This is a genomic window from Nostoc sp. (assembly GCF_036917935.1).
In the GTDB taxonomy this organism is placed as follows: Bacteria; Cyanobacteriota; Cyanobacteriia; order Cyanobacteriales; family Nostocaceae; genus Nostoc.
In genome coordinates this window covers 26,556-35,280 of sequence record NZ_JBALEL010000061.1, presented here as the reverse complement: position 1 = coordinate 35,280, position 8,725 = coordinate 26,556, and the positions used below count along the sequence as shown (strand labels likewise).

The following is an 8,725-nucleotide window of genomic DNA, read 5'->3' as shown; positions in this document are numbered from 1 at the left end:
GTTTAGGGGTAGCCCTACGCAAAAATAGCTCGATGCCAGGTTTTTTTTACTAACAAAAACCCCCAAGCTCACATCATAGCTTGGGGGTTTTTGTTTACCATGATATTTAGTTTTGGATAAATCCCGATGACTCAAGAACTTTGGGATTTAAGGAAGTCTATTCTTGATGGACGTTATGATGATGCTTTAGTAATTGTTGATGAGTTGGAGTTAATCAGTCGAAAAAGTTATATCTGAAATACTAGGAGTTTTCTCATCAGGCTCATTTGAAATTTTTGATGGTTTGTATACACCTAAGCGATTGCAAGCAATGCTAGAAAAATCACTGATTATGTCCGTAACACAAGATTTTTTAAATTTGACTTATACAAATTCTCAAAAGTCTTTACCTGGTGCTATTGATGTGATGTTGAGTGAGTTACCTGGTGGTCAAGAGTGGGAAGAAGGTAAGTAAAAATAATTATGTGAGGGATTTTTAGTAAATTTATGACATTACCTTATATCACCCAAGACACAATAGAAGCTTACTCCAGGGGATTAGTTAATTGGTTTAAGCCTTGCAGTGCCAGAGTTTGAGAAGTTTTTGAAAGACGGGTATTAATGAACTAATATCAGTCCAATCTGATACCCCAGAATTAATCGGTCATTGGCTCAATAATCAATCTATAGGGGCAGGTATTCTGGAAGGATCAAAAACCATATTATATCCTCCAAATTTTCAATTGATACACCAAAAACACGGACTATTTTTTGAACAGCACTCAGGTCAACTATATTCATTCTAGGTATCGGGCGTAACTTTTCAATGTGTTGTAGTTTACCTGGGCATCTTCAGTCGCCTCTTTGATTCTCCAACTTCTTTCTGCTGCAAGTTCTCTAATCTTTAGTCTAACTAGCCATATTTTTATTTTAGCAAAGGCGAGATTCTACCTTTAATCATTAATGAGGTGAGATTCCACTTACAATATGAACAACATCAAAAGCGATCGCTTGTCCAACCTTCCAAACTGAAGATAGCGATCGCTATCTTCAGTTTGGAAGCCAAGCATAGGAGGTGACTCACATGCTTAAGTTAAAGATTTATCGCCCTCTCCCTGTCGTCCCGTGCCTCCCTCCCCTTGTGATGCAGACATGATTTGCTTTTGCTGTTCTTGTAGCCAGATTTCAAAGAGTTCATTCAGCAGGCGCACTTTCATAAATTCATCCAGTTGTGCGGGGATAAATTTTTCCAGCCGCAAAATCACGAACCAGTCGGCAATACGAGTAGGGGGCAATATCTGACCTGGTTGACTGCTAGAGAGCATTTGTACCATTACAGGATGTAGTGCATTCAGTTCAATCGGGCCCACTAAACCGCCAGTTTGCGCTTCTGGCCCAAGTGAGTATTCCCGTGCCAAGTCAGCAAAAGAGTTTTCTTTTGCCTGAATCCGAAAGTAGAGTTCTTGGGCAATTCCCACATCCTGGGTTCGCAGTAAGGAATAAATTACTTTGTCCAGTTTTGTCTTGGACTGAAAAAAGTAAGATTCCAGTTTATTACCCCAAATGGCTTGCTTGAATTTTTCAATTTTCAGCTTCCGAGTGGTAATCACTTCTAGTTGTTCGGGAGTCAGCCCTTGATGTGCCATCCAAGCCTGGATGTCTTCTTCATTTTTGAATTGTTTTTCAGCATAAAACTTCTGTTTAGCTTGGTCTACTTCCTCAGGTGTACACTCTATTGCTATTTTGGCGGAGCGTGAGTTTTGGTCTATCGCCTCATCAATGATCAATTCCCGCTGCAACTGCGGCAGCATTTGATAATTTGCCAGTAAGGAAATCAGTTCACTAGCTGTGATTGTACGATTACCGATTTGGATCGCTTCAGTCATTAGCTTTCGGGCATCTCAAGAATATCTAGTCTGTTAAAGAAGCTATACTGTAGCCCATTTACTAGGAGCTTTTGCCTTAATTCTAGCGAGTTAGGTATGCTAACCTCACTTTCGCGAAAATTAAATAGTTACTTGCTAACATACTTAAAAATATACAGTTTATATGAGTTTTTATCAAAGATTATACGCAAATACGCCAAGGACGTTAGCGAGTCAGACGAGCCTACGTCGCTAATACTTCTCTACGAGACGCTGTGCGAATGCTATTGAGCGTCAAGAGCCTCTGCGGGGCTGTTAAAAGTTGTCAGAGATGGAAAAGGCAGCATAGGATGTGCGGCCTTTTTCTATGAGGGATTATATGTATCCCGCAACCAAAAATTCTCAGGTCTACAATGACTCTAAATAGTTCAAAAGATCCGCCATTTCTTGGGCACTAGGTTGGAATTTTGGCATTGGTGGTGTTTCGCCACTAATCACTTGGTGAATCAGTCCATACCGCGACTTGTGCTTGGAAACAGCTTGTAAACTGGGCCCCACTCGCCCGTCTGCTTCCAAGCCATGACAACCAGCGCAGTTAATTTGAAAGATCGCGTGTCCTTGAACTGGGTTTCCTGTTAAGGATAGAACACTCTTGACGTATGGATCGGAGGCTTGAACCAACTGAACACCAAAAAAGCCCAAAGGGACTGCTAGCAGTATGGCCAGCGTCAATAAAAGGATGCGCTGAATCAAAATTTCAGGTTTGGTAATCTGGTTATCCAAAAGGTTTGCTGTGAAAGTCTAGGTGTGCTAAAAAGTTTTCATTTCCTACACATAGCTTAAAAGTTCTTGATTGTGTCTGCAAGCACAGAAGACTATTTTCTTGTGGGCAGTCGTCCTCCAAAAAGGCTGTAGGACGCAGGATTCATACGAAATTTGGTAAAATAAAAAACAAGCAACGAATATTTAATCATTACAAAGAGGAGATTTCCAGTGGTTGAACCCCTGCTATCAGGTATTGTCCTTGGTCTAGTTTTCGTCACCCTCGCCGGACTATTTTACGCTGCCTATAAGCAATACAAGCGCCCTAATCAGTTGGGAGGATGAGGGAGTGCCAGTGCGTTGGGCGGCTCTGCCGACTTGAAGCAACTGGCGTTGCTGAGTGCTGAGTGGGATGAGGGAAGGGGGATAAGAAGGACAGGACAAGGAAGCGATTTTTCTCACCCACTCCTCACTCCCCGCTTTTCTCATTCCACAATTCTGTAGAAAGTAAGTGATGTGTTGCTGTAAACTTTCTGGCGGCAAACTTCCCAAACGGTAATCTCTGGCGGTGTCCAACCTTGTGAGGCGTGTTCAACTGCGATTTCGCCGCTAGGATCTAAAAGTTGATAGTGAGCGATCGCTTCTAATACTGACTGATACAATCCACTGGCATAAGGTGGATCAAAGTAAATTCTATCGAATTGCTTGCTTGATAAAGTCTTTAACTGCTGGGTAATATCTCCCCGTAATACCCGAAATTCTTGGTCGGCATTAGCTACCTGCTGCCAATTTTGTTGGATGGTGGCACAGGCTCGGCTTGATTGTTCAATTCCCACTACTAGGCTGGCTCCTCTACACAAAGCCTCTGCGCCCATTGAACCAGTACCGGCGCATAAATCTAGCCAGCGACAACCTGCAATTTCTCCCTGCCAAATATTAAATACTGCCTCTCTTACCCGCGCACTAGTGGGTCTAGTTTCTTTTCCTGGTAAAGTTTTTAGCTGGCGATTACCGTAAATTCTCAGACTCATTGGTTATTAGTCATTGGTCATTAGTCATTAGTCATTAGTCATTAGTTTTAGACAAAGGACAAAGAACAAATGACAAAAATAGTATTAGGCAGGAATTTTTTCGCGGACTTGAGCAACGAAATTAGACAGGATTTGCAATCCGATATTAGAGGATTTTTCGGGGTGAAATTGGACTGCCATCAGGTTTTCATGAGCGATCGCAGCTGTAACCGTTTGAGTACCGTGAGTGACCGTTGCTGCACGGATTAGCGGGTCTATTGGATCAACATAGTAGGAATGGACAAAATACACCCAAGGATCGGATGGTAAATGCTCCCACAAAATACTTTTTGCTTGAGTCATTTCCAGCTGATTCCAACCCGTGTGAGGAATAGTGATGTCCGGTTCTGGACGAAACCGCCGCACTTTTCCTTTGATAATTCCGAGTCCTGGTTGGGTACCTTCTGCACTTGATTCAAAGAGAATTTGCAGTCCTAAACAAATTCCTAAGAAAGGTTTACCAGATGCGATCGCTTCTTTAATAGGTTGTTCTAAACCACGCGATCGCAGGTGTTGCACTGCTGGATCAAATGATCCCACTCCCGGTAGGATTATTGCATCTGCCTGCTCTAATTCCTTTGGAGAATAAGTAACATTGGGAGTTGCCCCAGCTTTTTCCAAGCCTTTGCAGACTGAATGCAAATTTCCCATCTCGTAGTCTACGACCGCAATAACTGGCATTTACCTGCTCCTTGTAAATTTATTATGGAGGGTTTTTCTATTCTAAATAATATTTGTTATGAAGAAAAGAATTCTATTAACTTATTTTGACATTTGGCTAAAAGATCAAGAGTCAAATTCTGCTGATGATTTATTACTTGAAGTTACCAAACTTGATCTGATACCCCATGACTTAACTTTTTTACGGCAGTTACCCGTAGATATGCAACTTGCCAGTACTCAGGTAATTGAACAAATCAATGCAATCCAACCTGATTACATCATCTGTTGTGCTATGACTGCAAGCCGTACACAATTAAGTGTGGAAGCCGTTGCTAGCTGTGGAGAAAGTATTTTGCAGACAGAAATTGATTTAGAAAAATTAGTGGCGGGAGCCGCAGCAATTCAGATTAGCCACGACTGCGGTAAATTTGTTTGCGTTCGCGTAGCGTCTCGCAGAGAGGGTCTTTACTATTCAGTGTTGGACTACTTAAGTCAAAAGAAACTCACAGCGCGTTGTATTTTTGTTCACGTTCCAGTTCTAAATCAAGAAAATTTGATGGGAATTCTTGCCGATTTCGTATTAATTATTAACAAACTGGCACTTTCATCAAGTTGTTAATGTCTGTATGGTGAAATAAATATCTAAGTATATGTTGCCATTGTTACTAATTTTTCCAATAGCCCAATCAACTCCTGCCACACCACCACCTGAAGAAGTTGTGCAACCACAAGAAGTACGTCCTTTACCAGGTAAGTTGGATACAGTGCCAACCTTTAACAGTAATAGTCCAGAATTGGTTTTGAAAGAAGGAATTTTACTTTCTACTTTTCCACCAGATGGCAAAAAAGTGCCAACGGCGCATCTGAATTTTCCGTTTCGGGGACGATTTGATATTTTTGCTCATCATATTACTAGGGCTGAACCAGCAGAGAATTTACGTTCTCTTTATTTAGGGATAATTTTGCATAACCCTGGTTCGGAAACAGTGAAGGTGAATATTTTGCAAGCGGCGAGTTATTTGAGTCAACCGGATGCACCATTTATTCAGTTACCATCCTTTAGCCAAAATCTTTTAGGTAAAGTTTTTGCCGGCCCAGGCGATCGCGTCATGTCTGATGTGCTTCGGGGAATGCGACAAGAGATTTTCCCTGCCCAAATTGAGATTCCACCAGGGAAAAGTCGGATGTTACTAAATTTGCCAATTCCGGTGCAGGGATTGACACCACCCCTGAATGGCCGGTCTACATTGATCCGACTACAAAGTGATGGCACTGTCTATGCAGCTAGCCTCGCCATGTTTGCGCGTGTAAATTCTGATGGCAGTGAGCGAGGACTACGGCAACCCGTTCGCGTCGCGTCTCCGACAGGAGAAGCGGGAAAGCCTACTTTAGAAGAGTGGCAGAATTTACTAGATAATGGTGATTTAGCTGGGCCACGGGATAAAGCTCCCACTCCCTTAGAGGAAACTGGCAAGCCAAGAATTTATGGGCGTGTAGCTGGAGTGTCTGGTGGTTCACGATGGAGAGCCTTATTAGTAGATAATCCTAAAGCTAGATATCTAACTATTCCTCAGCCTGGTCAAGTGTTTTCCTACGCTCTGAGTACCCTGCATGGTGGTACTTTAGGAACTGGTCAAATTCAAAGTGCTACTATGCTGGTGCGCTATCCTGACACCGCATATCGCGCTCATGGCAACTATGGAGTTCAATATAATCTCAAGTTGCCGCTATACAACAATACTCAAAGTCCTCAAACTGTTAGTGTGTCGATACAAACACCACTCAAGGAGGATCAGTTGGGAAAACCGGGGTTACGCTTTCTTGGTACACCAGCCCGTGAAGTATTTTTCCGAGGAACGGTACGGGTACGTTACAAAGATGAGCAAAATCAGCCACAAACTCAGTTTGTGCATTTAGTGCAAAAGAGAGGTCAAGCAGGGGAGCCGTTAGTTTTATTAAAGATGAAAGCTGGCGATCGCTCTTTAGTAGAAGTAGACTTTCTCTATCCGCCAGATGCTACACCACCACAAGTATTAACAGTGTCAACTCAGGCTGAATCTCGGTAATGAGTCAGAATAATTCGTAATTGATAATGACGTTCGCGGACTCGGTAACGCTGCGCTAAGGTAATTCGTAATTGTTACCCCACGATTGAAATCGCTTGCTCTGAAAAAGGCAGGCTATTTTTTATCTTCATCAATGAATTGAGTTGGTCGGGGCGATCGCTAACAGGGCGGTTAATGTTGCTCCGTAAATTAACTTCTCCATATTGATAAACCTTTTCACCCCAAGTTTGTGTATTTAGGGTGAAGACTTATTCCCCTCCATACGTTGCAATAAAAATAGCAACCTATAGCAGACAATAAAAGGACGGTATGGCAACCGAGCAAAAAATTAATCAAGAAACTGAGTTAAATTCGCTTCAGCAGCTTGTTGGAACCCTGATCTTACTGGTAGAGGATGAGCCAGATATTGCAGATTTGCTCACCTTCATTTTGGAAACAGCAGGTGCAGAGGTAATGGCTTTAACTGATGCAGAAGCAGCCCTTGCTTTGGTCGAATCGCTTCATCCCGATATTCTGCTGTGCAATATGAAGTTGCCCGATCATGATGGAAATTGGTTAATTGAGCAAATTCGAGTGCATTCTTGCCGATCTATAAGAGAGTTGCCTGCGATCGCTATTACTTCTTATACACGGGAGGTATCAAGTCATAAGGCTTTGAATGCTGGTTTTAATCGATTTTTAGTCAAGCTTGAGAGTCCAGAAAAAATCCTAGATGAGATTGTTCACCTGCTATCTACCGATGTTTAAATCTAACTATCTGGTTTTTATCTCGTTTTTGACACTGATTTTACCCAATAGGCGCTTGGAGCGTACATATCTGTACGCTCAAAGGACTCTACCTTGGAAAACATATAACCTTAAGTAGGTAGAGTTAGATGTTAAATATATTTGTTAACCTCGTTGAAAACCCTTTGCTGGCTTTTGTTGCCCCTTACTCTTGGGCTTAGATTTGTTAACTTCTCCTAAAGCTTCCTGAAATAAGTTATGCAAATGTATAGGTACACTGGCAATGTCTGGTAACTCCGGCTCAATAGGTTTATGGAATTCTTGTAAAAGTGCATTCAAGTCACTTTCAAGGCTAAACTCTGGACGTTGCAAAAATGTTTGCAACACGTTTTCTAATTGAGTTGGATACTGTTGTGCTAATCGATGCCAGATAAAAGCATTAATACTTTTATCTTCGAGGTAGTAGCGAATTAGTTTTTCAGACCCTTGAACACTTTGCCAATCCTCTGCCGATAAGATTGCTTGTACCTTGCTATATGTTGGTAAAAACATTTGTCCCCAACGGGGATGAGAAAGAGCCGTTACCTGTTCTGCTTTCTTGAGTTCAGCAGGTAAATCAACCTTTGGCATAACCATTTTGCTATTACCGCTTTTGCTGTTAAACATCTGAGAGACTACATTGGAATCAGCACCAAATTCTTCTGCTGCTGCTTTTATTTCCTCGTCTCCAATACCAGCGGCTTCTGCCACTTCAGCCAGAGATTTAGAAGTATCAATTCCTGCGGCTGCAAAGGTTTTTTCAGTAATTACTTCTTGAAATTCCGCTATTTTTTTATTAAGATGGTATCCAGATAGTGTAATTTCATCAGTACCAAAAAAATCCAGAAACTGCTGATGATATTGTCCTACTGACTGCCAAGCTTCTTCTAGCAAGTCTGGAGCATCGCTGTAAAGATTACTTTTATAGTTTTCTTTGAAATTACCAATTGCTACAGCAAGTTTTGGTTTACCTAATTTACCCATTATTGTGTAGGGGCCAGAAAACATCCAGTAGCTATCGGTAACGGGAGAAATGCGAGTTAGCAAGATTTCTCCGACTTTCAACCGAGATATTGCCTGTAATGTTTGAGTATTGTTTGGCTTGACGATGTAGCGTTTATCTGTCAACCAGTTCGTCAATTCAAAGCCATCAGGTAGAATATTCGTTATGGCGAATAAGCCAATAAAACTATGATGCCAGCTGTTGATCAGGCTGCGATCGCTTTCTTCTAAATCTGGATAGCTTTCGATAAACAACTCTAATGGAGACTTATCACCGATTTTCCCATCTGTCAGAAAGCTATCGATGATTAAGTCCTGCTGTGTACTATCCCCACTTCCACGGCGCGACTGTGCTGCTGCATAAGTTTCCAATGCTTGTGCCAGTTCGCCTTCAGCATCAAAGACAAAATCAACTAAGGCTTGTTTTAATTCGTGCGATCGTTCTAATATGACATCCACAAGTTAATCTCTCGGTGCAACAGATGTAAATTATAGCTTTTGAGAGAATTTCAGCATCTAGCTACTGCTAGATTTTTGAAGATACACACTTAGC

10 protein-coding genes are annotated in these 8,725 nt (G+C 41.8%); 5 read left to right on the top strand and 5 right to left on the bottom strand.

The features are described 5' to 3' along the window. Positions 1-331: 331 nt before the first annotated feature. Entirely contained in the window at positions 332-454 is a 123-nt protein-coding gene (locus V7K62_RS26590) for a hypothetical protein (RefSeq protein ID WP_334869420.1), read from the top strand. 613 nt (positions 455-1,067) lie between these two features. On the opposite strand, the gene V7K62_RS26585 is transcribed toward V7K62_RS26590, so the two are convergent. After that, complete coding sequence (locus V7K62_RS26585; protein ID WP_334869418.1) at positions 1,068-1,865, bottom strand: peptidylprolyl isomerase; 798 nt, start codon at positions 1,863-1,865, stop codon at positions 1,068-1,070. A gap of 387 nt (positions 1,866-2,252) precedes the next feature. Beyond that, complete coding sequence (locus V7K62_RS26580) at positions 2,253-2,627, bottom strand: cytochrome c (RefSeq protein WP_334869415.1); 375 nt, start codon at positions 2,625-2,627, stop codon at positions 2,253-2,255. A 210-nt stretch (positions 2,628-2,837) separates the two neighbouring features. Between V7K62_RS26580 and petG the strand changes: the two genes are divergently transcribed. Continuing rightward, the gene (gene petG / locus V7K62_RS26575) at positions 2,838-2,951 is read left to right on the top strand and encodes a cytochrome b6-f complex subunit V (protein WP_063721252.1); all 114 of its coding nucleotides are present in this window, start codon (positions 2,838-2,840) and stop codon (positions 2,949-2,951) included. A gap of 140 nt (positions 2,952-3,091) precedes the next feature. On the opposite strand, the gene rsmD is transcribed toward petG, so the two are convergent. Both rsmD and hisH read right to left on the bottom strand, forming a co-directional pair. After that, a complete protein-coding gene (rsmD, locus tag V7K62_RS26570; RefSeq protein ID WP_334869413.1) occupies positions 3,092-3,637 on the bottom strand; it encodes a 16S rRNA (guanine(966)-N(2))-methyltransferase RsmD in 546 nt (181 codons plus the stop codon). Between the two features lie 84 nt (positions 3,638-3,721). After that, positions 3,722-4,357 carry an imidazole glycerol phosphate synthase subunit HisH gene (gene hisH, locus V7K62_RS26565; RefSeq protein WP_334869411.1) on the bottom strand — a complete coding sequence of 212 codons (636 nt, stop codon included), beginning with the start codon at positions 4,355-4,357 and terminating at the stop codon, positions 3,722-3,724. Between the two features lie 58 nt (positions 4,358-4,415). Between hisH and V7K62_RS26560 the strand changes: the two genes are divergently transcribed. From V7K62_RS26560 to V7K62_RS26550, 3 genes are all read left to right on the top strand, one after another. After that, the gene (locus V7K62_RS26560; protein ID WP_334869409.1) at positions 4,416-4,958 is read left to right on the top strand and encodes a peptidase C15; all 543 of its coding nucleotides are present in this window, start codon (positions 4,416-4,418) and stop codon (positions 4,956-4,958) included. Positions 4,959-4,989: 31 nt separating this feature from the next. Continuing rightward, on the top strand, positions 4,990-6,405 hold the full coding sequence (locus tag V7K62_RS26555) for a DUF3370 domain-containing protein (RefSeq protein WP_334869407.1): 1,416 nt from the start codon (positions 4,990-4,992) through the stop codon (positions 6,403-6,405). Positions 6,406-6,714: 309 nt separating this feature from the next. Beyond that, the gene (locus V7K62_RS26550; RefSeq protein WP_334869406.1) at positions 6,715-7,152 is read left to right on the top strand and encodes a response regulator; all 438 of its coding nucleotides are present in this window, start codon (positions 6,715-6,717) and stop codon (positions 7,150-7,152) included. Between the two features lie 144 nt (positions 7,153-7,296). Here V7K62_RS26550 and V7K62_RS26545 read toward each other — a convergent pair whose 3' ends face one another. Then, positions 7,297-8,631, bottom strand: a complete 1,335-nt coding sequence (locus V7K62_RS26545) for a hypothetical protein (protein ID WP_334869404.1) — start codon at positions 8,629-8,631, stop codon at positions 7,297-7,299. Positions 8,632-8,725: the final 94 nt, after the last annotated feature.